The 19,943-nt window shown below is 60.7% G+C and carries 18 protein-coding genes and 3 tRNA genes; 14 read left to right on the forward strand and 7 right to left on the reverse strand.

Going from position 1 to position 19,943, the window contains the following annotated elements; translation table 11 throughout:
• Positions 1-11: 11 nt before the first annotated feature.
• From radC to WOB96_RS09905, 13 genes are all read left to right on the forward strand, one after another.
• Positions 12-686 (forward strand): RadC family protein, encoded by a 675-nt coding sequence (gene radC / locus WOB96_RS09845; protein ID WP_341371125.1) that lies wholly within the window; start codon positions 12-14, stop codon positions 684-686.
• A 24-nt stretch (positions 687-710) separates the two neighbouring features.
• The gene (locus tag WOB96_RS09850) at positions 711-1,040 is read left to right on the forward strand and encodes a diacylglycerol kinase (RefSeq protein WP_341371126.1); all 330 of its coding nucleotides are present in this window, start codon (positions 711-713) and stop codon (positions 1,038-1,040) included.
• A 155-nt stretch (positions 1,041-1,195) separates the two neighbouring features.
• Positions 1,196-1,549 carry a hypothetical protein gene (locus WOB96_RS09855; protein ID WP_341371127.1) on the forward strand — a complete coding sequence of 118 codons (354 nt, stop codon included), beginning with the start codon at positions 1,196-1,198 and terminating at the stop codon, positions 1,547-1,549.
• A 39-nt stretch (positions 1,550-1,588) separates the two neighbouring features.
• Positions 1,589-1,951: a YtxH domain-containing protein gene (locus tag WOB96_RS09860; protein ID WP_341371128.1), complete on the forward strand. Its 363-nt coding sequence runs from the start codon at positions 1,589-1,591 to the stop codon at positions 1,949-1,951.
• Positions 1,952-2,119: 168 nt separating this feature from the next.
• A tRNA-Leu gene (locus tag WOB96_RS09865) sits at positions 2,120-2,204 on the forward strand.
• Positions 2,205-2,312: 108 nt separating this feature from the next.
• A complete protein-coding gene (tig, locus tag WOB96_RS09870; RefSeq protein WP_341371129.1) occupies positions 2,313-3,605 on the forward strand; it encodes a trigger factor in 1,293 nt (430 codons plus the stop codon).
• Positions 3,606-3,641: 36 nt separating this feature from the next.
• Positions 3,642-4,283, forward strand: coding sequence for an ATP-dependent Clp endopeptidase proteolytic subunit ClpP (clpP, locus tag WOB96_RS09875; protein ID WP_341371130.1), 642 nt, complete (start codon positions 3,642-3,644; stop codon positions 4,281-4,283).
• 15 nt (positions 4,284-4,298) lie between these two features.
• Positions 4,299-5,570 (forward strand): ATP-dependent Clp protease ATP-binding subunit ClpX, encoded by a 1,272-nt coding sequence (clpX, locus tag WOB96_RS09880; protein ID WP_341371131.1) that lies wholly within the window; start codon positions 4,299-4,301, stop codon positions 5,568-5,570.
• A 168-nt stretch (positions 5,571-5,738) separates the two neighbouring features.
• The gene (lon, locus tag WOB96_RS09885) at positions 5,739-8,168 is read left to right on the forward strand and encodes an endopeptidase La (protein ID WP_341371132.1); all 2,430 of its coding nucleotides are present in this window, start codon (positions 5,739-5,741) and stop codon (positions 8,166-8,168) included.
• Positions 8,169-8,258: 90 nt separating this feature from the next.
• Positions 8,259-8,531 carry an HU family DNA-binding protein gene (locus WOB96_RS09890; protein WP_341371133.1) on the forward strand — a complete coding sequence of 91 codons (273 nt, stop codon included), beginning with the start codon at positions 8,259-8,261 and terminating at the stop codon, positions 8,529-8,531.
• A 12-nt stretch (positions 8,532-8,543) separates the two neighbouring features.
• Positions 8,544-8,619, forward strand: a tRNA-Val gene (locus WOB96_RS09895).
• Between the two features lie 12 nt (positions 8,620-8,631).
• Positions 8,632-8,708: transfer RNA gene (locus WOB96_RS09900), tRNA-Asp, on the forward strand.
• Positions 8,709-8,837: 129 nt separating this feature from the next.
• Complete coding sequence (locus WOB96_RS09905) at positions 8,838-10,748, forward strand: SurA N-terminal domain-containing protein (RefSeq protein WP_341371134.1); 1,911 nt, start codon at positions 8,838-8,840, stop codon at positions 10,746-10,748.
• Between the two features lie 65 nt (positions 10,749-10,813).
• On the opposite strand, the gene WOB96_RS09910 is transcribed toward WOB96_RS09905, so the two are convergent.
• The 7 genes from WOB96_RS09910 to WOB96_RS09940 are packed head-to-tail and all read right to left on the reverse strand — an operon-like array spanning position 10,814 to position 18,439.
• Positions 10,814-11,587 carry an enoyl-ACP reductase FabI gene (locus tag WOB96_RS09910; RefSeq protein WP_341371135.1) on the reverse strand — a complete coding sequence of 258 codons (774 nt, stop codon included), beginning with the start codon at positions 11,585-11,587 and terminating at the stop codon, positions 10,814-10,816.
• Positions 11,588-11,614: 27 nt separating this feature from the next.
• Positions 11,615-12,457 carry an ABC transporter permease gene (locus WOB96_RS09915; RefSeq protein WP_341371136.1) on the reverse strand — a complete coding sequence of 281 codons (843 nt, stop codon included), beginning with the start codon at positions 12,455-12,457 and terminating at the stop codon, positions 11,615-11,617.
• Positions 12,454-13,437 carry an ABC transporter permease gene (locus WOB96_RS09920; protein ID WP_341371137.1) on the reverse strand — a complete coding sequence of 328 codons (984 nt, stop codon included), beginning with the start codon at positions 13,435-13,437 and terminating at the stop codon, positions 12,454-12,456. Before WOB96_RS09920 ends, WOB96_RS09915 begins: the two co-directional genes overlap by 4 nt.
• 46 nt (positions 13,438-13,483) lie before the next feature.
• On the reverse strand, positions 13,484-15,142 hold the full coding sequence (locus WOB96_RS09925) for a peptide-binding protein (RefSeq protein WP_341371138.1): 1,659 nt from the start codon (positions 15,140-15,142) through the stop codon (positions 13,484-13,486).
• Positions 15,139-16,998, reverse strand: a complete 1,860-nt coding sequence (locus WOB96_RS09930; RefSeq protein ID WP_341371139.1) for a lytic transglycosylase — start codon at positions 16,996-16,998, stop codon at positions 15,139-15,141. Before WOB96_RS09930 ends, WOB96_RS09925 begins: the two co-directional genes overlap by 4 nt.
• Positions 16,999-17,334: a hypothetical protein gene (locus WOB96_RS09935; RefSeq protein ID WP_341371140.1), complete on the reverse strand. Its 336-nt coding sequence runs from the start codon at positions 17,332-17,334 to the stop codon at positions 16,999-17,001.
• A gap of 49 nt (positions 17,335-17,383) precedes the next feature.
• Positions 17,384-18,439, reverse strand: coding sequence for an NAD(P)/FAD-dependent oxidoreductase (locus WOB96_RS09940; RefSeq protein WP_341371141.1), 1,056 nt, complete (start codon positions 18,437-18,439; stop codon positions 17,384-17,386).
• On the opposite strand from WOB96_RS09940, the gene gltX reads away from it, so the two are divergent.
• Complete coding sequence (gene gltX / locus WOB96_RS09945) at positions 18,438-19,847, forward strand: glutamate--tRNA ligase (RefSeq protein ID WP_341371142.1); 1,410 nt, start codon at positions 18,438-18,440, stop codon at positions 19,845-19,847. The genes WOB96_RS09940 and gltX overlap by 2 nt on opposite strands.
• Positions 19,848-19,943: the final 96 nt, after the last annotated feature.

Below are 19,943 nucleotides of genomic sequence, written 5' to 3' on the forward strand. Positions count from 1 at the left end.
GGAAGCCAAAGATGGCTATTCGGGACTGGCCGGAAGGTGAGCGGCCCCGGGAAAAGCTGCTGGCGATGGGGGCTGCGGCCCTGAGCGACGCGGAACTGCTCGCGATCTTCTTGCGCACCGGCGTGTCGGGAAAAAGTGCCGTGGATCTCGCGCGCGAGCTCCTGCAGCGCTTTGGCGGCGTGCGCGAGCTGCTGGGCGCCGAATGCAAGTCCTTTTGCGAAGGACAGGGCCTGGGGACTGCCAAGTACGCCCAGCTGCAGGCAGTGCTCGAGCTGGCACGCCGCCATCTGTCCCAGGCCCTGCAGCGTGGCGAGCCGCTGTCCTCGCCGAAAGCCGCCGGCCAGTATCTCCATGCCTGTCTGCGCGACAGCAGTCGCGAGGTGTTTGCCTGCCTCTTTCTTGACACCCGGCATCGCGTCATCCGCTATGAGGAGTTGTTTTTCGGGACCATCGACAGCGCCGTGGTGCATGCCCGGGAGGTGGTGCGCCGCGCCCTCAGCCATAATGCCGCGGCGGTCATCTTCGCGCACAATCATCCCTCGGGGCTGGCCGAGCCGAGCCTCGCCGACATCCAGCTCACCCGACATCTGGCCGACGCCCTGGCGCTCGTGGACATTCGCGTGCTTGACCATCTGGTGGTCGGCGACGGAGAGCCTGTGTCCCTGCAGGAGCGTGGTGGCTGGTAGGATATGAAAGGCAAGCCATTTCACATGCGCGCGGGATTTGCCCTGGCAGGACTCCGGGCCGCATGGTCCCTTGAATCAAGTTTCCGGACCCAGGTGCTGGCGGCCCTGGCCGCGCTGGTCCTGTTGTTCGCGTTACAGCCGCCGGTCATCTGGTGGGCGCTAGTGCTGGTGGTCATTGCCTTCATTCTGGCCGCGGAACTGTTCAACACGGCACTCGAGCATCTTGCGGATCATCTGCATCCCGAGCAACATCCAAAGATCAGGCTGGCCAAGGACTGCGCCGCCGCCGCAGTGCTGGTCCTGAGCATGGCCGCTTTAGGACTTTCGGCACTTATGCTGTGGCAGTTTTTATAGAAACATGAGCTATTCTGCGAATGGATGGGGATATCTGTCCGTGCCGATTTCAGCTGCTTGGATGTGCTGGATACCGGCCTGAGTGAACGTGTCCTCCAAGGCTCTCCTGGTAAAGGAAATTGGCCACTCTCATTAAAATCAAAAAGGAGAACTGCGTGAGCGCCAATCTCGCCCTGGGAATCATCGCGGTTGTCATGGTGTCATTTCTCATACTTGGCATTTTGCTTGCCATAGCCGTGTGGCGGACCCTGAGCACTTCCATGCGTCTGGCGCAACGGGTCGAGCAGGAGCTCAGTCCGCTGGTATTCGATCTGCGCATCATCGTCAATGACATGAAACGGGCAGGGGAGAGTACCCAGCAGCAGGTTCGGCGGATGGAGAATACCGTCCATTATGTCAGCAGTAGTGTCATGGATGCCACCGATGCCATGCTGGCCCCGGTCCAGCGCTTTCGTACCTGGACGCGGGCAGCGTCCACCGGCGTGCGGTATTTTTTCCGGCGTAGCTGAATTCCCCGCGTCCGGCCACCATCACAAGGAGCCATAATTATGAATACAACGGGCAGTTTTGTTTTGGGTGTTTTGGTTGGTGCCACAGCCGCGCTTCTTTTTTCTCCCAGAACGGGTGCGCAAACCCGTGAAGAACTGCGTCGCACCATGGACAAGGGGCGTGAACAGGTGGGCAGCAAAGGGGCAGCGGCACAGCTGCGTCTGACAGAAATGGTCCACGACATTCAGGAAAAGACCAAGGAACTCATGAACGTCGGTGGCGAGGTGGCCGAGGCCAAGCGTCAGGACCTCATGGAGGCCATTCAGGTTGCCAAGCGTGCCCTGGCCGAGGAAAGGGAGATCCTCATGCGCAACCACCGTGAGCGGCGCATGGCCTTTGAGGATGCCGCCAACGAAGAATAGTTTGCCAGCGCAGCCCGATTTCGGGCTTGCCCTTCCATCTGAAGGGGCTACCCGGAGCAGTGGCTCCCGGGTGCCCTCCCGGCCTTCCTTCTGGCATTTCCCCTGCATCCGGCATAGACTAACAGGCTTGTCACCTGGCCCCATCCCGGTCCGGTTTTCACCTGTTGCGCGAAAGTGGCGGAATTGGTAGACGCACTGGATTTAGGTTCCAGCGCCGCAAGGCGTGGGGGTTCGAGTCCCCCCTTTCGCACCAGTCTTTTTCGTCCAGACGGGACCACGATGCCTTGTGGCCCCGTATCTCTGTGGTTATCATTGCCTATTACCGCCTACAAACACCTTTTGTTCTGGATGAGGATGAATGATGCAAGTTTCTGTTGAAACCAGTGGGTCACTGGAAAAGCGCTTGAGAATCACGGTTCCGGCGGCCGAAGTGGAAACTGCCCTGAGCAGCCGCCTGCGCAATCTGGCCTCTTCCACAAGGATTCCAGGCTTTCGCCCCGGCAAGGTTCCGATGAGGCTGATCGAACAGCGCTTCGGTGGCCAGGCGCTGATGGATACTTACGACGACATCATCAATCGCACCTATCCAAAGGCGGTTTCCGAACAGGGCTTCCGGCCGGTTGACCGGCCCAGCATCAATGTCGAAAGTGGTGGGCGTGGGCAGGACTTTTCCTTCCTGGCCACTTTCGAGGTATTTCCCGAGTTCGAGCCGAATCTCGGTGATGAGGAGATCGAGCGTCAGCGCGCGGACATCACCGATGCCGACGTGGATCGCACCCTGCAGATCCTGCAGGAGCAGCGGCGCACCTTCGAGAGCGTGGACCGCCCGGCGGAAATGGGCGATCAGGTCATCATCGATTTCAAGGGCTTTGTCAATGACGAGCCCTTTGCCGGTGGCGAGGCGCAGGGCTTCGGGCTGATCCTGGGCTCCGGTCGCACCATCGAGGGTTTCGAATCCGGGCTGATCGGTGCTGCCGCGGGTGAGTCACGCCAGGTGGATGTCACCTTCCCGGAGGACTACGGCAATACCGAACTGGCCGGCAAGCAGGCACGCTTCGAGATCACCGTGCAGGCCGTGCTGGCCCCGAAGCTGCCGGAAATCGATGGCGATTTCGCGCGCTCCCTGGGCGTGGAAGATGGCAGCGTGGAAACACTGCGCAGCGAAGTCCGTGAAAACCTCGCCCATGAGGCCGAGCGGGCCAGCCGGTCCCGGGCAAAGAGTGCCGTGCTGGACCTGCTGGTCAGGGCCAACGAGAACGTCGACCTGCCCAAGGCCCTGCTCGACGCCGAGGAGCAGCGTCTGCGCCAGTCGAACCGCGCGCAGCCCGGTGAGGATGAGGCAGCGGCCGAGCAGAAGCTCAAGGAGCTTGCGCGTCAGCGCGTCAGGCTGGGCCTGGTGATCTCCGAGATCGTCCGTCGCAATGAGCTGCGTGTCGACAATGATACCGTGCGTCAGGAGATCGAGCGGGTCGCCAGCCAGTATCAGGATCCAGGTCAGGTGATGTCCTGGTATCTCCAGAATCCGGAACGTCTGGCCGAAATCGAGTCCATGGTCCTTGAGGATCTTGTAGTGGACTGGGTTTTGACCCATGCTAAGACAAAAGACCAGACGGTGTCCTTCAACCAACTGATAGGGCGTCCGGAAACCGCTTGATCCGGTTTCCTGCCCAGTAATGACGAGGCCTCCCCGATGAAATACATATCCCAGGATCGACTGGCTCCCCCTGTTCAGGATCTCGGCCTCGTGCCGATGGTCATCGAGCAGACCGGTCGTGGCGAGCGGGCCTATGACATCTACTCCCGGATGCTCAAGGAGCGCGTCATTTTTCTCGTTGGTCCGGTGGAAGACCACATGGCCAACCTGATCGTCGCCCAGCTGCTGTTCCTTGAGGCGGAAAATCCGGACAAGGACATCTATATCTATATCAACAGCCCTGGCGGTTCCGTGACTGCTGGCATGGCCATCTATGACACCATGCAGTTCATTCGTCCCCAGGTCGGTACCGTCTGTATCGGTCAGGCGGCCAGCATGGGCGCGGTGCTGCTGGCGGCAGGCGCCAAGGGCAAGCGTTTTGCCCTGCCCAATGCCCGGATCATGGTCCATCAGCCTTCCGGCGGTTTCCAGGGACAGGCCATGGATATTGAAATCCATACCAAGGAGATCCTGCGGATTCGGGAACGACTCAATCAAATCCTAGTCCAACACACAGGACAGCCTTATGAACGCATCGACCGGGACACCGAGCGCGACTACTTCATGTCCAGCGAGGAGTCAGTCAATTACGGAATCATCGATGCCGTGATGGCGCACCGTGACTTGAAAACGGACTAAGAGAAGGAAACCGATATGGCGAGCAAAGATGGCAAGAGCGGTGAGAAGCTCTTATATTGTTCCTTTTGCGGGAAGAGCCAGCACGAAGTGCGCAAGCTGATTGCCGGTCCATCGGTGTTTATCTGTGATGAATGCGTGGAACTGTGCAATGACATCATCAAGGACGAGGTGCAGGAAGAGGTTTCCCGGCAGGCCGGCAGCCACCTTCCCAAGCCCGTCGAGATCCGTCAGATCCTCGATGAGTACGTCATTGGCCAGGAGCCGGCCAAGAAAGTGCTCTCCGTGGCTGTGTACAACCACTACAAGCGTCTGGACCGGGTCGGCAAGGAAGATGGCGTCGAACTGGCCAAGAGCAACATCCTGCTGATCGGCCCGACGGGTTCCGGCAAGACCCTGCTGGCCCAGACCCTGGCCAGGCTGCTGAACGTACCCTTCGCCATTGCCGATGCCACCACCCTCACCGAGGCTGGCTACGTCGGCGAGGACGTGGAGAACATCATCCAGAAACTGCTGCAGAAATGCGACTATGATCTGGAAAAGGCCCAGACCGGGATCGTCTACATCGACGAGATCGACAAGATCTCGCGCAAGGCCGAAAATCCCAGCATCACCCGCGATGTGTCCGGTGAAGGCGTGCAGCAGGCTCTGCTCAAGCTGATCGAGGGTACCGTGGCCTCCGTCCCGCCCCAGGGTGGGCGCAAGCATCCGCAGCAGGAGTTCCTGCAGGTGGATACCACCAATATCCTCTTCATCTGTGGCGGTGCTTTCAGCGGATTGGACCGCATCATCGGCCAGCGTTCCGAGAAGGGCGGCATCGGTTTCGGCGCCAAGGTCAAGGGCAAGGAAGAGAGCAAGAATCTGGGCGAGGTCCTCAAGGAGCTCGAGCCGGAGGATCTGATCAAGTACGGACTGATTCCCGAGTTCGTCGGGCGTTTGCCGGTGGTGGCGACGCTCGAGGAACTCGATGAGGACGCCCTGATCACCATTCTGACCGAGCCGAAGAACGCGCTGGTGAAGCAGTACCAGAAGCTCTTCAGCCTGGAAGGCGTGGAGCTGGAGTTCAGGCCGGAGGCGCTGCGCGCCATTGCACGCAAGGCCCTGATCCGCAAGACCGGCGCCCGTGGACTGCGCTCCATTCTCGAGCACGTCCTGCTTGACACCATGTATGAATTGCCTTCTATGCAGGGTGTGAAGAAGGTGGTGATCGATGCCGCCGTGATCGACGCGAATGGCAGTCCGCTGCTGATTTACGAGGAAGGTGAGAATCGGGCGGATGCCAATGCCTGAAGCCTTGCGGATGAAGGCCTCCGTTGTCTGACACGGCTGATCTTCCGCAGGGTCGAGGCCGATAATCCTGAAATGCCGGCCTGGAGCCGGCATTTTTTTCAAGCAATCTTGAAAATGACTGCCATAGCCTCCATCTAGGCAGAGCAATCAGAACCAAGAGGTGCATTTATGGCACAGAACGAAAGCCGCAAGAAAACCGCAGAGAGCACCACCCTGACCGTACCTGTCCTGCCATTGCGGGACGTGGTGGTGTTCCCCCATATGGTGATCCCGCTCTTTGTGGGACGGCCCAAATCCATTACGGCCCTGGAAGACGCCATGGCCGGCGACAAGAACATCCTTCTGGTTGCCCAGAAAAATGCTGCTGACGACGAGCCGGAACCCGTCGCGATTCATGGCGTGGGCACGCTCGCGACCATCCTTCAGCTCCTGAAGCTGCCGGATGGCACGGTCAAGGTGCTGGTGGAGGGCAACGAGCGCGCCGAGGTGCTTGAATTCCTGCCCAGCGAGACCCGTCTCAGCGCCGAAGTCCGGACCTGGACCGAAACGGAGGTGGATGATCGCGAGATCGAGGCGCTGATGCGTTCGGTGCTGAACCAGTTCGAGCAGTACGTCAAGCTCAACAAGAAGATTCCACCGGAAATCCTGGCGTCGCTGGCCAGCATCGATGACCCGGCGCGTCTGGCCGACACGGTGGCGGCGCATCTCTCGCTCAAGATCGAGGAAAAGCAGGAAGTCCTCGAAATGCACGACGTGCGTGGCCGGCTGGAACACCTGCTTGGCCTGATGGAGTCGGAAATCGACCTGCTGCAGGTGGAAAAGCGCATCCGCGGCCGCGTCAAGCGGCAGATGGAAAAGAGTCAGCGCGAGTACTATCTCAACGAGCAGATGAAGGCCATCCAGAAGGAGCTCGGGGATATGGAAGGCGAGGGCGCGAGCGAGGCCGATGAACTGGCCAAGAAGATCGAAGCCGCCGGCATGTCCAAGGATGCGCGTGGCAAGGCCGAAGCCGAGCTCAAGAAACTGCGCATGATGAGCCCGATGTCCGCGGAGGCCACCGTGGTACGCAACTACATCGACTGGCTCGTGAGCGTGCCATGGAAAAAGCGCAGCAAGGTCCGCCGCGATATCGAGGCTGCCCGCCAGATCCTGGACGAGGACCACTATGGTCTTGAAGAGGTCAAGGAGCGCATCATCGAGTATCTGGCCGTGCAGAACCGCACGGGTGGTTCACGCGGCCCGATTCTCTGCCTCGTCGGCCCGCCTGGCGTCGGCAAGACCAGCCTGGGGCAGTCCATCGCCAAGGCCACCAACCGCAAGTTCGTACGCATGGCCCTAGGTGGCGTGCGCGACGAGGCCGAGATCCGCGGACACCGGCGCACCTACATTGGTGCCCTGCCGGGCAAGATCGTGCAGAGCCTTGCCAAGGTCGGCACCCGCAATCCCTTGATGCTGCTCGATGAAGTTGACAAGATGTCGATGGATTTCCGGGGCGACCCTGCTTCCGCCCTGCTGGAAGTGCTGGACCCCGAGCAGAACCACACCTTCAGTGACCATTATCTGGAAGTGGATTACGATCTGTCCGACGTGATGTTCGTGACCACCGCCAACACCCTGCACATGCCCGGGCCCCTGCTGGACCGCATGGAAATCATTCGCCTGGCGGGCTACACCGAGGACGAGAAGACCCACATCGCTCTCAAGTACCTTCTGCCCAAGCAGATGAAGAATCATGGCCTGAAGGAAGGCGAGATTGCGGTCGGCGAAGATGTGATCCGCGACATCATCCGTCACTATACCCGCGAGGCTGGCGTGCGTGATCTCGAGCGTCAGATCGCGCGCATTTCCCGCAAGGTAGTCAAGGAGTTGCTGACGCGCAAGGATGCGGACCTGATCACGGTGACACCGCAGAATCTGGAAGACTATCTGGGCGTGCGCCGCTTCAGCTATGGCAAGGCGGAAGCCGAGAACCGGGTAGGGCAGGTTACAGGCCTTGCCTGGACCGAAGTGGGGGGCGAACTGCTCGTCATCGAGGCCGTTGCCCTGCCTGGCAAGGGCAAGCAGACCTATACCGGCAAGCTCGGTGACGTCATGCAGGAGTCCATCCAGGCAGCCATGAGCGTGGTGCGTTCGCGCGCCAGGCGGCTTGGCATCGACCCCGAGTTCTACCAGAAGGTGGACGTGCACATCCACGTGCCCGAGGGCGCCACGCCCAAGGATGGCCCAAGTGCCGGCATTGGCATGTGTACGGCGCTGGTGTCGTCCCTGACGGGTATCCCGGTCAAGGCCAGTGTGGCCATGACGGGTGAAATCACCCTGCGCGGCGAGGTATTGCCGATTGGGGGCCTGAAAGAGAAGTTGCTGGCCGCTCATCGCGGCGGCATCGAGACCGTACTGATCCCGAAAGAGAACGAAAAGGATCTCCGGGACATTCCGGCGAAGGTGCTTGAACAGCTCACCATCAAGCCGGTGAGGTGGATCGAGGAAGTGCTGGAAACCGCGCTCGAAAGCAAACCGACGCCCTTGCCGGAGCCTTCCATGAAGGAAAAGTCCGCAACGGCAAGCCAGAGTGTCGGTGAGGCGGCAACCGCGCATTAAAAATTGGTGTCAGGGACCCAAATTCCTTGACACCTTCTTTAACGCCTTGCTATATAAACTGCACGCGTGAACAACTAAAGGGGGACTAGCGTGAACAAATCCGAATTGGTAGAAAAAGTGGCTCAATCGGCAGGGATTTCCAGAAGTGCTGCCACGCAGGCGCTGGATGCCACTGTCAAGGCAATCACGGATGCCCTTGCCGCAGGCGACCAGGTGACCCTGGTGGGTTTTGGTACCTTCTCGGTAGCGGAGCGTGAGGGCCGCAAGGGCCGCAATCCGCGCACCGGTGAGGAGATCGAGATCAAGGCCTCGAAAACGCCCAAATTCAAGGCTGGTAAAACGCTCAAGGATGCGGTAGGATAAGCCGCAGTCAAAGGGCGGTTAGCTCAGCTGGGAGAGCGTCGGCTTTACACGCCGAATGTCGGGGGTTCGAACCCCTCACCGCCCACCAGCACAGGTTCATGGGGTGGTAGTTCAGTTGGTCAGAATGCCGGCCTGTCACGCCGGAGGTCGCGGGTTCGAGCCCCGTCCACCCCGCCAGTTAAAAAGCGAATCTCTCAAGGATTCGCTTTTTTATTTCCATCCTGCCCTCCAAAGGCTGTTTCCTGCGCAGGATTCCGGTATGATTCCTTTTTTTTCGCCCATTCCTGATATTGGATCTTCAGACCGATGCTTGAAGCTTTCAGAAATATTGGCCAGTCCTGGGTAGCCAAGCTGCTGCTGGCCTTGATTGCGCTTTCCTTTGCCTTGTGGGGTGTCAGCGGATATTTTTCCGATGATCCGGGTGGGCAGAATGTAGCCGAGGTCAATGGCGCGGCAATTACTCAAAAGGCCTTTCAGGAGCGCTACAAGCAGGAAGTCGAGCGCTACCGCCAGATGCTGGGGAAGGATTTTTCGCCACAGATGCTGGAATCCATGAAACTCAAGGACCAGGTGCTGGAGGCGATGATCAACTATCAGGTGCTGGTCAATGAGACCAGGCGTCTTGGGCTGCACGTGCCCGATGCCGAGGTGGTCAAGTTCATCCAGACCCTGCCGGTGTTTTCTGACGAGAAGGGCTTTTCCAGGCAGCGCTATCAGCAGCTGCTGGCGCAGCAGGGAATGACGCCCGCCAGCTTCGAAAGCCAGGTTCGCGAGGAACTGGCGGTACGCCAGCTGGAGCAGGGGATTTCCACCGCACCGCTGACCGCGCCCAATGAAGTGGCTTCCCTGTTCGCCATCAGTGAGGAAACCCGCAAGGTCGAGGTGGCCATCATTCCTGCCCAGGCCTTTGCCGACAAGGTGACTGTCAGTCCTGAAGCCGTGGCGGCCTATTACAAGGCGCATCAGGCAGAGTTTCGGCAGCCCGAACGCGTCAAGGTCAGCTATGTGGTCATGGGTCCGGAGGCCTTCGAAGGCAAGGCGCAGGTCAGCGAGGATGAGCTGAAGGCTGCCTATGACAAACAGAAGGACAATTTCAAGACGGCGGAAGAGCGTAGCGCGCGTCACATCCTGATCAGCATTCCCCAGGATGCCACACCGGAGCAGGTCAAGGCGGCGCAGGACCGGGCTGAATCCCTCGTCAAGCGCCTGCGCGACGGTGCGGATTTCGCGCAGCTGGCGCGCCAGGAGTCCGGTGACCCGGGGTCGGCAGCCCAGGGCGGCGACCTGGGCTTCTTTGGTCGTGGTGCCATGGTCAAGCCCTTCGAGGATGCCGTATTCAGCCTCAAGCCCGGCCAGATCAGCGACCCTGTGCGTACCCCGTTTGGTTTCCATATCATTCAGGTCCAGGAGGTGCGTCCGGAGCGCGTGCAGGAATTTGCGGAGGTGCGTCCCCAGCTTGAGCGGGAACTGCGGCGCGAGAAGGCCGAAAAGGCCTTTGATGAGGCCACGGCAAACTTCAAGGATCTGCTGTTTACCCAGGACAAGAGCCTCGATGCTGCTGCGAAGGAATTTGGCCTGCCCGTGCAGCAGAGTGAGTGGCTGACACGCAATGCTCAGGCGCCCGGAATCTTTGCGGATCCCAAGGTGATCAACCAGGTGTTCTCGAACCGGGTGCTGGGCGGCAAGAACAGCGAGGCGGTCGAGCTCAGCGACGGTCGTGTCGCCGGGTTCCACCTGCAGGCACGTGAACCGGCAAAGCAATTGCCCTTGGCTGCAGTGGAAGACCAGATAACTGAAAAGCTGCGTCTGGAAAAGGCCGAGGCTGCGGCGAAGGCGGCTGCCAACGATCTCTTGAAATCTGCGCAGAATGGTCAGCCCTTGTCGCAGTTGGCGGCCCAGAATGGCTATCAGGTGGAAACTGCCACGCTGTCACGCCGCAATGCCGAACAGCTTCCCGAGCCACTGGTTCGGGCCGCCTTCCAGGCTCCCGAGCCTGCTGTAGGCAAGGTGAGTTATGGCATGACCAGCATGCCGGGCGGGGCCTTCGTGTATGGTGTCGACGAGGTGAAGAAGCCTTCGGCCAGCGAGTTGCAGGGTCCTCTGCGCCAGCAGATTGCTGACTTCCTGCAAAATCAGCGGGGTGGACAGGCATTCAAGAGCTATCTCGATACCCTGCGTGCCCAGGCCGAGGTCAAGGTGTACAAGGACAAGCTCTGAATACTGCTGTGCCTTCAAACAAAAAGGGCGTGGGAATCATCCCACGCCCTTTTTCATCGCAGGAATCAGATGCCCATGGCATTGTAACCGGCATCGACATGGGTGATCTCGGCGGTCACGCCTGAAGCAAGATCAGAGCAGAGGAAGGCGCCGACATTGCCGACTTCCTCGATGGTCACGTTGCGCTTGAGGGCCGCACGATTCTCGTAGTGATCCAGAATGCTCTTGAAACCACTGATGCCGCTGGCGGCCAAGGTGCGGATCGGCCCGGCCGAGATGGCGTTGACGCGGATGCCCTCGGGGCCGAGCGACTGGGCCAGATAACGCACACTCGCTTCGAGGCTGGCCTTGGCAAGCCCCATTACATTGTAGTTCTCCATGGCGCGCTCGGCACCCAGATAACTCAGGGTCAGCAGGGCGCCCTGGCGATTCTGCATGAGTGGGCGGCAGGCCTTGGCCAGTGCTGTGAAGCTGTAGCTGGACACGTCATGGGCGATGCGAAAGCCCTCGCGGGTCACGGCGTCGAGATAATTGCCGGAAAGCTCGTTCTTCGGCGCGAAGGCGGCTCCATGTACCGCGATGTCCAGACCACCCCAGCGTTGCCGGATGCTTTCCATGACCGAGGCGATCTGGTCCTCTTCGCCAAGATCCAGTTCCAGCGGGGCGGGGCCACCCAGCTCTGCGGCCAGGCTCTCCACGCGCTCACGCAGGCGCTCGTTCTGATAGGTGAGCAGGACCTCTGCGCCTTCGCGCCGCATGGCCTGGGCGATGCCCCAGGAAATGGACCGGTCGGAGGCGACGCCGACGATGAGTGCCTTCTTGTTTGCTAGAAATGTCATGTGATCTCCACGTTCGAGTGAATGAATTCAGCGGCCGATGGTCTGCCGGTTCTGATGGGGGTCCAGGGCTTCCTGCAGGCCTTCACCGAGCAGGTTGTAGCTGAGCACGGTGATCAGGATCGCAAGCCCCGGATAAAGCGAGAGCCACCAGGCAAAATGGATGTATTCCTTGCCTTCGCTCAGGATGTTGCCCCAGCTTGCGGTGGGTGGCTGTACCCCGAGCCCCAGGAAAGAGAGTCCTGATTCTACCAGGATGGCTCCGGCAATGCTGAGGATGACCGTGACGATCACCGGATCAAGGCTGTTGGGCAGGAAGTGCCGTAGCATCAGGCGCAGGTCGCCGGCGCCCAGGGCTCTGGCCGCCAGCACGAACTCGCGTTCATGCAGGCTCAGGAATTCTGCCCGGACCAGACGCGCCACGCCCATCCAGGAAGTCAGGCCAATCACGATCATGATGTTGAGCATGCTGGGCTCAAGAAAGGCGATGACCGCGAGAATCAGGAAGAAAGTGGGTATGGCGAGCATGACATCGACCAGCCGCATCATCAGGCTGTCGGTCCGCCCGCGATAAAAGCCCGCCAGCGCCCCGAGAATGATGCCGATCAGGGTGGCCAGACCCACCGCGACGAAGCCGACGGACAGGGAAATGCGCGCGCCGTAGATCATGCGCGACAATACATCCCGGCCGAGCCGGTCGGTGCCCATGACATGGCTACTGGAAGGCGGCTGCAGGATGGCCCTGACGTCGATGGCATTGGGATCGAAGGGCGCGATCCAGGGGGCGGTGATGGCGGCCAGCGCCGTGAGGACCACGAACAGGCCGCCGAGGCTGGCGGTCGGGTAGCGCCGTAGCCATTGCAGCGACTTCATTGGCCGATGCCTCTGCGAATGCGCGGATCGGCCCAGGCATAGGCCAGGTCAGCCAGCAGATTGCCCGCCAGGGTGAGCGCCGCGCCAATGACGAGTATCCCCATCACCACCGGAAAGTCGCGCATGAGCACGGAATCATAAAAGAGCTTTCCCATGCCGGGAATGGAAAAGAGGCTTTCCACGATCACCGAGCCGCCAATCAGGCCGGGTATGGACAGACCCAGCACCGTGATGGTGGGCAGCAGGGCATTGCGCAGTGCATGACGATAGATGACGCTGCTTTCGGGGAGGCCCTTGGCGCGTGCGGTGGTGATGTAGTCGCGGCACAGCACATCCAGGGTGTTGGCGCGGATGTAGCGGCTGAAGCCGGCGATACCGGCAATGGCGGAAACCAGCACCGGCAGGATCAGGTGCTCCGCCAGATCGCTTGTCCTTCCCCAGAAGGACAACTGTTCATGATCCAGGCTGGTAAGACCCGTGATCGGCAACCAGTGCTGCTCGACGCCCAGCCAGATCATGAGCATCAAGGCCAGCCAGAAACTCGGGATGGCGAAGCCGATATAGACCAGTATGGTGCTGATGTAATCGAACAGCGAGCGGGCCTTGACCGCCGAGAGCAGCCCAAGGGGGATGGCAATGGCGAGAATGAGCGCAATTGCCAGGACATTGATGAGCAGGGTGATGGGCAGATGCTGCGCAATCTTGTCGATGACGGGCGTGGCGTCCGGGGCAAAGGATTTGCCGAAATCGAGCTGCACGATGCGCTCCAGCCAGAGCCCGTACTGGACCAGGAGTGGTTTGTCGAGATCATAGGCCTCCCGCAGCCGCTCCCGGGCCTCGCTGCTCATGCGCGGATCGAAACTGGCCTCCGTGCTGGTGACGTCGCCCGGCGCCAGATGCATGACCACGAAGGAAATCAGGGTGATGCCCAGCAGGATGGGCAGCATCCACAGCAGTCGCCTGGCAAGATAGGTCAGCATAGATGGGGATCATACATGGTGAGCGCTTCCCTGATCCAGTCGCTTGCTAGCGCTGAATGCTGATATTCTGAAGCGGCCGCGGGATATACCAGTCTTCGATATTGTAGCCGATGCCGGCGGGAGCCGGCTCGATGCCACGCACGCGCTTGTGCACGGCCACCAGAGAATAAGGTGCGAAAAGATAGACCATGGGAGCGTCCTTATGGAGCTCACGGGCAAAATTCTGGTAAATGATCGCCCGGCGTTGCGGATCCATTTCGCGACGCCCGGCCTCCAGCAGCTGGTCCACCTTGGGGTTGCTGTAACCGATGAAGTTGAACTTGCCGGGACCCTGCTCGCTGGAGTGCCAGATGCTGTACTGGTCCGGGTCGAGCGAAAGGCTCCAGCCCAGGATCACGGCATCGAAGTTGCTGGTATTGATGAACTGGCTCAGGAAGGAGGCCCATTCCACCAGCCGGATCTGCACGTCGATGCCGACTTCCTTGAGCCGGCGCTGGATCAGGGTGGCGGCGAGCTGACGCGATTCATTGGCGTTGTTGGTCACGATCTCCAGGTGGAAGGGGCGACCATTCCTGTCGAGCACGCCATCGCCGTCATGATCGATCCAGCCTGCCTCGGCGAGCAGGGCGCGGGCTTTCCGCGGGTCATAGGGGTAGGGCTGCAAGTCCCGCGGGTACCAGGGCGTGCCCGGTTTGAAGGGCGCGGCAATGACAAGCCCCTGGCCCAGTTGCACGCCATCGATGAGTTCCTGCTTGTCGATGGCGTAGTTGATGGCAAGGCGCACCCGGCGGTCGTTGAAGGGTGGGCGCTTGAGGTTGAATCCCAGATAGGTGTAGTTGTTGCCGAGATATTTGTAGGTATTGTAGCGCGCCCGCAGGTCCTCGCGCGCCGGAAAGACGCGGGTGTACTGGACAGGCGTCAGGGACATCTGATCGAGACTGCCGGCACTGAGCTCCAGGAACTGGGCGGCGGGATCCGGCATGATGCGATAGTTGATGGCGGAGATCAGCGGCCTGCCGCCCGTGCTCAGCGGGTTGTCCTTCAGCGTGATGCGCTGGCCCGGAACCCAGTTGCCGAGCCTGTAGTAACTGCTGCCCACAGGCTGGCGCGAGAAGGGGGTAGCGTTGATATCCTGGCCCTTGAGGATATGGGCCGGCAGGATGGACAGCCCCGCCCAGGTGGACAGGGCCGGGGCAAAGCGTTCCTTGTAATGCACCACCACGGTGCGGGCATCCGGGGTTTCCAGTGACTTCACCAGGGTGTAATCACTGCCATAAGGTGTGTGGGTCTTTGGATCGATGATCGTCTGGAAGGTGTATTTGACGTCGGCGCTGGTCAGTGGCTTGCCGTCCGCCCAGCGAAGATCCGGCCGCAGCGTGAAGGTGATGCTCAGGCCGTCCGGGCTGATGCGCCAGTTTTGCGCGAGATCCCCTTCAAGCTCCAGATTGCGGTCATACTTGAGCAGGCTGTTGAAGAGGTAGCCGGCGATTTCATGCGAGGCGGAATCCGCGCCGATGAAAGGGATCAGATTGCTGGCGTCGGCGCCAACGGCATTGCGCAATTGGCCGCCACGGGCAGGCGGAAACGGTTCATCCAGACTGGCGGGGGTTGACCCGGGACCATTATCCTGCGCCTGACAGCCGGACAGCAGCATCAGGACGAGCAGGGATGGCCAGGAAAGTACGCCCTGCCTGGTCCTGATCATTTGTCCAGATAGACGATGATGCTGTCACCGGGCCGGAGTTGCCATTTTTCACTGATGCGGTTCCAGGTCAGCAACTCATGGAAGGCAACATTGAAGCGTCTGGCGATGCTCCAGAGGGTATCACCGATTTGAACGACATAGGTGACCTGCTTGCGCGGCATGGACTGACCCGGGAAGCGGCCATCGTTACCAGATCCTGCCGTGGCGCGCGGGGCGGCAATCGCGCCGAATCCGGTATTGCTGTCTGCCACAACCAATCTCTGGCCAGCACGAATCGGCTGGTCGGGATCGAGCCGGTTCCAGCGACGCAGGTCCTCCAGGGAGACATTGGCGTTCTGGGCGATGCGATAAAGGGTTTCGCCGGCCTTGACCACCACCTCGCGGACCTTGCTGGGGCTCTTGCTGGGCGCGCTATCACTGGCATCGGCAATCAGGCTGGTCGTTGTCCTGGTCTTTCCGTGCAGCAGGCGGGAAAGAAAGCCAGCGGAAACGCGCTCGGGTGTTTCTGAAGAAGCCAGCAGCGGGTTACGCGCAGTTTGCCCGGCATTGCCGGGGTTGGCTCTTTCGCCTGTCTGGCCGGGAAGGGATGCCAGGAAACTGCTGGGATAACGTACCGGGCCCTGGCGCACCAGCAGGGTCTCCCCTGCCCGGAAAGTCTTTCTCTCGCGAGGATTCTGCTTCTTGAGCTGCTCGACGTCCATGCCGTAGCGCTTTGCCACCGAGGCCAGGGTTTCCCCCTTGGCCAGCACGTGTCGTTCCCAGGGGGCCTTGTCTTCCGGGGCAAGTTCAGCCAGCGCCGTGGTGAAGTCCTTGAGCTTGTCCTTGGGAATCGCAAGCTGGAACTCGCGGTCTGGCGGCGTGGAAAACTGACGCAGGCCGGGATTCAGGCGCTTGAGCTCGTCCACCGGCATTTGCAGCAATGTCGCGGCCACGCCCAGATCAAGGGATTCCTGAATCGGCACCGCCGCGATCATCTCCTTTGCCGGGATGTCCGGCAGGGTGATGCCACAGAAGACCGGATCCTTTACCAGTTGCGCCAAGCCCAGCAGGCGCGGTACGTAGTCCCTTGTTTCCTTGGGCAGGTCCAGGCTCCAGAAGTCGGTGGGCAGGCCGGCCGCCGCATTCTTGCGTACCGCACTGCGTACCCGTCCCTCGCCGGCGTTATAGGCCGCGATCGCGAGATACCAGTCTCCGTCGAAGAACTTGTTCAGATAGCTGAGATAATCGAGCGCTGCATTGGTCGAGGAGGCGACGTCCCGGCGCCGGTCCATCCAGTCGTCGGCGCTGAGTCCAAAGCGTCCTGCGGTCAGGGGAATGAACTGCCAGAGCCCGGAGGCATGGCTGCGCGAGTAGGCAAAGGGATGAAAGCCGCTCTCGATGGCCGGTAGCAGCGCCAGTTCCATCGGCAGATTGCGGGCCTTTACTTCCTGGCTGACAGGATAGAGAAAGGGGCGGGCACGTTCGAAAATGGCCGTAATCAGCTTGGGACGCTGGCTGTAGTACTCGCGCCAGTAGTCCACTTCCGCACGATCGATTTCGCTGATCCCGAACCCGGGCCGCAACTGCTTCCACATCGTGTCGTCGCCGGATTTCACCGGCGCGGTGTTGGCCTGGGTTTGGGCGAGGGCGGCAATGTCTTCCCCGCGGACCTTCGACGTGCCGGGAGAACCGTCCCTTGCGGATGCGGGCTGACCGCTGACCACCGTGGTACTTGTTGCCTGTTGTCCGGATAGTTGGCCGGCTGCCGACATCTGGGCATTTTCCAGGGTCTGTGACGCCGTTGGCGAACTGGTGCTTTCGACATGAGCGCAGGCGCCCAGTCCGAGTGCGGGTATCAGAATCCACAAGGGACGCATTTATTTTCCTCCCAGAACCTCGACGATGCGGGCACGAGCCCAGTCCGGAATGGCAAAGTTGGCCAGAATCCTGGCTTCCGCCGGGCTGAGCAGGGCAAACTCACTGCCCCTGCCTGGCAAGCCACCAATCTCGATGCAGATCTCGTCGCTCTCGGTTCTTTCTATACGTTGTGTGTGTTGCTGGCTCGCACAAAGCCGCTGGCTCAGGCCGAGCAGGCGATGGAACGAGCGATAGGCGCCCAGGCCCGGCTCCCGGGTGAGCAGTAAGTAATGTCTGTTCTTTGAAACGCGGCCCCGGCCCAAATCGGTCAGCAGGCTGTATTTGTCGGTCTTCATGGATCAGTGGCTACTTGTGATGCATCCGGCCCATACCGAAATTTTTCTACTACTCCCCCGGCCGGGTGATGTCGAGAGACAAAGGCCCGAGATTGGAAGAGTATGCAGTTGGAATGCGCTTACCCGGGTATATATAGTTGAATGCCTGCCTTGCGGCAATGGCCGCTTCGCTAAAAGCTGTAAGGATCAGCTTGTTCTTGCCGGGATAGCTGGCGAGGTCGCCAATGACGAAAAGCCGGGGCTTTGGACTTTCCATGCTGTCCGGCTGGACGGGAATGCCACCCTGCTTGAGGGATAGATCCCATTCCTTGATGGGCCCGAGCGCCGCGCCATAGCCCAGCAGCGGCAGGAAGAGATCTGTCTCGACCTGGCGATCCGCAGTCCCATAGCCCTTGAGAACTGCCGAAGCCAGTGCCGGCTCGCCCTGCAGGGCACTGACCGTATAGGGCACATGGACGCGGATGCGTCCGCTCTGGCGCAAGTTCTGGAATGACTCTGTCTGGCCTGGGGCGGGTTCGAAGGCGTCCTTGCGATGCACGAGATTGACCTCGCAGGCGCCATGCCTGGCCGCGATGATGGCGGCTTCGACGGCCTGTGGGCCCGCGCCCTGGATCAGCACCCGCCGGTCCTGCCAGTCCCGCACCGATTGCGGATGATACAGGACTTCTCCGCGCGTCTCGAACTGTTCCAGTGCGGTGCAGCGCGGCTTCTTGGGCGCAAATGCGCCAATGCCGCCGGCCAGCACCACTGCCCGCGCCTGCCATTGGCGGGTCTGTGTACCCACGGTCCAGTTATCATCCCTGAATTCGAGCCTGCTGACCTGCTCGCCCCAGTGATAATCCGGCTCGAAGACCTCGGCCTGGATCTGTAGCTGCCTGACGAGATCCTGGGCCAGGATCTGCGGAATTCCCGGGATGTCGTAGATATATTTTTCCGGATAGAGGGCGCTGAGTTGCCCCCCGGCCTGGGGCAGGGCGTCGACCAGCAGACTGCGCATGCCGTGCATCCCGGCCTGAAAGATCATGTGCAGACCTGCCGGGCCACCGCCAATGATGATAATATCCGGATCTTTCCGCACGCTTGCTACCTCGACAGGGTGATTCATGACCGTTCGAACCCGTTTCGCTCCCAGCCCGACCGGCTATCTGCATATTGGTGGGGCCCGTACCGCACTCTACTCCTGGCTGCACGCCCGCCATCATGGCGGCCAGTTTGTGCTGCGCATCGAGGATACGGATCTCGAGCGGTCCACGCCAGAGTCCGTACAGGCCATTCTCGAGGGCATGGACTGGCTGGAACTGAACTGGGACGAGGGGCCATATTACCAGACCCAGCGCTTCGACCGGTATCGGGAGGTGATCCAGGCCTTGCTTGCCGAGAACAAGGCCTATCGTTGCTACTGCACGAAAGAAGAGCTTGAGCAGATGCGTGAGGGCCAGCGCGCCCGCGGTGAGAAGCCACGCTACAGTGGGCTCTGTCGGGACCGTCATGCGCCGCGCGAGGGTGTGGAGCCCGTGATCCGCTTTCGTAGCCCCGACGAGGGCGAGACCGTGGTGGATGACCTGATCCATGGCCGGGTGGTGTTTCGTAACAGCGAGCTGGATGACCTGATCATCGCCCGCGGCGATGGCACCCCGACCTACAACTTCACGGTGGTGGTGGACGACTGGGATATGGCGATCACCCATGTCATTCGCGGTGACGATCATCTCAACAACACGCCGCGCCAGATCCAGATCCTCCAGGCCCTGGGGGCAACGCCGCCGACCTACGCGCATGTGCCGATGATCCTGGGGCCGGACAAGCAGAAGATGTCCAAGCGCCATGGCGCGGTGAGCGTGGTGCAGTATCGCGATGAGGGCTACCTGCCCGAGGCCCTGCTGAATTATCTGGTGCGGCTGGGCTGGTCGCATGGGGATCAGGAAGTGTTTTCGATGGCCGAGATGATCGAGTACTTCCGCATCGAGAACGTGAACAAGGCGGCCTCGGTGTTCAACCCGGAGAAACTGCTCTGGTTGAATGCGCATCACATAAAGCACGCGGACCCGGCGCGGCTGGCCGAACGCCTGCGGCCGTTTCTGGCCAGGCTCGGAGCCGGGAACCTGGATGGCGGCCCTGACCTGGTCGAAGTGGTCAGAATCCAGCAGGAGCGGGCCAGGACCCTGGTGGAAATGGCGGAGAACAGCCGCTTTTTCTATCTGGCGCCCACCGAGTACGAGCCCAAGGATGCTGCCAAGCATTTGAACTCGGAAGCGCTTCCAGTGATCGAAGCCCTCAGGGAGCGGCTGGGCCAGCAGGATGACTGGCGGCCCGAGTCCCTGCATGAGCAGATCAACGCGCTGGCTGAATATTTACAGGTAAAGCTGGGCAAGGTAGCCCAGCCCCTGCGCGTGGCCCTGGCCGGACGTGCGGTCTCGCCACCCATCGACATGACCCTGTCCTTGCTGGGCAAGGCGGAAACGCTGGCCCGCCTGGATCAGGCTTTGCATCATATTGGATCAACGGCTGATTAGGACGCCTTCCTGCGTCCTCCCTCCGCCCGGGCCCTGAGTTAGAACCTTTGTCTAGAACCTTTGTCGGAATTGCTTGTCCAAGTGCGCATAGCTTGC

This window comes from Thermithiobacillus plumbiphilus (assembly GCF_038070005.1).
Lineage (GTDB): Bacteria > Pseudomonadota > Gammaproteobacteria > Acidithiobacillales > Thermithiobacillaceae > JBBPCO01.

What these genes read in the sequence shown, in the direction of transcription:
- WOB96_RS09925 (WP_341371138.1), bottom strand. Translation starts at nt 15,142, where the DNA reads ATGATCAGGACCAGGCAGGGCGTACTTTCCTGGCCATCCCTGCTCGTC.
- WOB96_RS09930 (WP_341371139.1), bottom strand. Translation starts at nt 16,998, where the DNA reads ATGCGTCCCTTGTGGATTCTGATACCCGCACTCGGACTGGGCGCCTGC.
- WOB96_RS09850 (WP_341371126.1), top strand. Translation starts at nt 711, where the DNA reads ATGCGCGCGGGATTTGCCCTGGCAGGACTCCGGGCCGCATGGTCCCTT.
- gltX (WP_341371142.1), top strand. Translation starts at nt 18,438, where the DNA reads ATGACCGTTCGAACCCGTTTCGCTCCCAGCCCGACCGGCTATCTGCAT.
- WOB96_RS09905 (WP_341371134.1), top strand. Translation starts at nt 8,838, where the DNA reads ATGCTTGAAGCTTTCAGAAATATTGGCCAGTCCTGGGTAGCCAAGCTG.
- clpP (WP_341371130.1), top strand. Translation starts at nt 3,642, where the DNA reads ATGAAATACATATCCCAGGATCGACTGGCTCCCCCTGTTCAGGATCTC.
- lon (WP_341371132.1), top strand. Translation starts at nt 5,739, where the DNA reads ATGGCACAGAACGAAAGCCGCAAGAAAACCGCAGAGAGCACCACCCTG.
- WOB96_RS09915 (WP_341371136.1), bottom strand. Translation starts at nt 12,457, where the DNA reads ATGAAGTCGCTGCAATGGCTACGGCGCTACCCGACCGCCAGCCTCGGC.
- radC (WP_341371125.1), top strand. Translation starts at nt 12, where the DNA reads ATGGCTATTCGGGACTGGCCGGAAGGTGAGCGGCCCCGGGAAAAGCTG.
- WOB96_RS09935 (WP_341371140.1), bottom strand. Translation starts at nt 17,334, where the DNA reads ATGAAGACCGACAAATACAGCCTGCTGACCGATTTGGGCCGGGGCCGC.
- WOB96_RS09860 (WP_341371128.1), top strand. Translation starts at nt 1,589, where the DNA reads ATGAATACAACGGGCAGTTTTGTTTTGGGTGTTTTGGTTGGTGCCACA.
- clpX (WP_341371131.1), top strand. Translation starts at nt 4,299, where the DNA reads ATGGCGAGCAAAGATGGCAAGAGCGGTGAGAAGCTCTTATATTGTTCC.
- WOB96_RS09940 (WP_341371141.1), bottom strand. Translation starts at nt 18,439, where the DNA reads ATGAATCACCCTGTCGAGGTAGCAAGCGTGCGGAAAGATCCGGATATT.
- WOB96_RS09910 (WP_341371135.1), bottom strand. Translation starts at nt 11,587, where the DNA reads ATGACATTTCTAGCAAACAAGAAGGCACTCATCGTCGGCGTCGCCTCC.
- WOB96_RS09920 (WP_341371137.1), bottom strand. Translation starts at nt 13,437, where the DNA reads ATGCTGACCTATCTTGCCAGGCGACTGCTGTGGATGCTGCCCATCCTG.
- tig (WP_341371129.1), top strand. Translation starts at nt 2,313, where the DNA reads ATGCAAGTTTCTGTTGAAACCAGTGGGTCACTGGAAAAGCGCTTGAGA.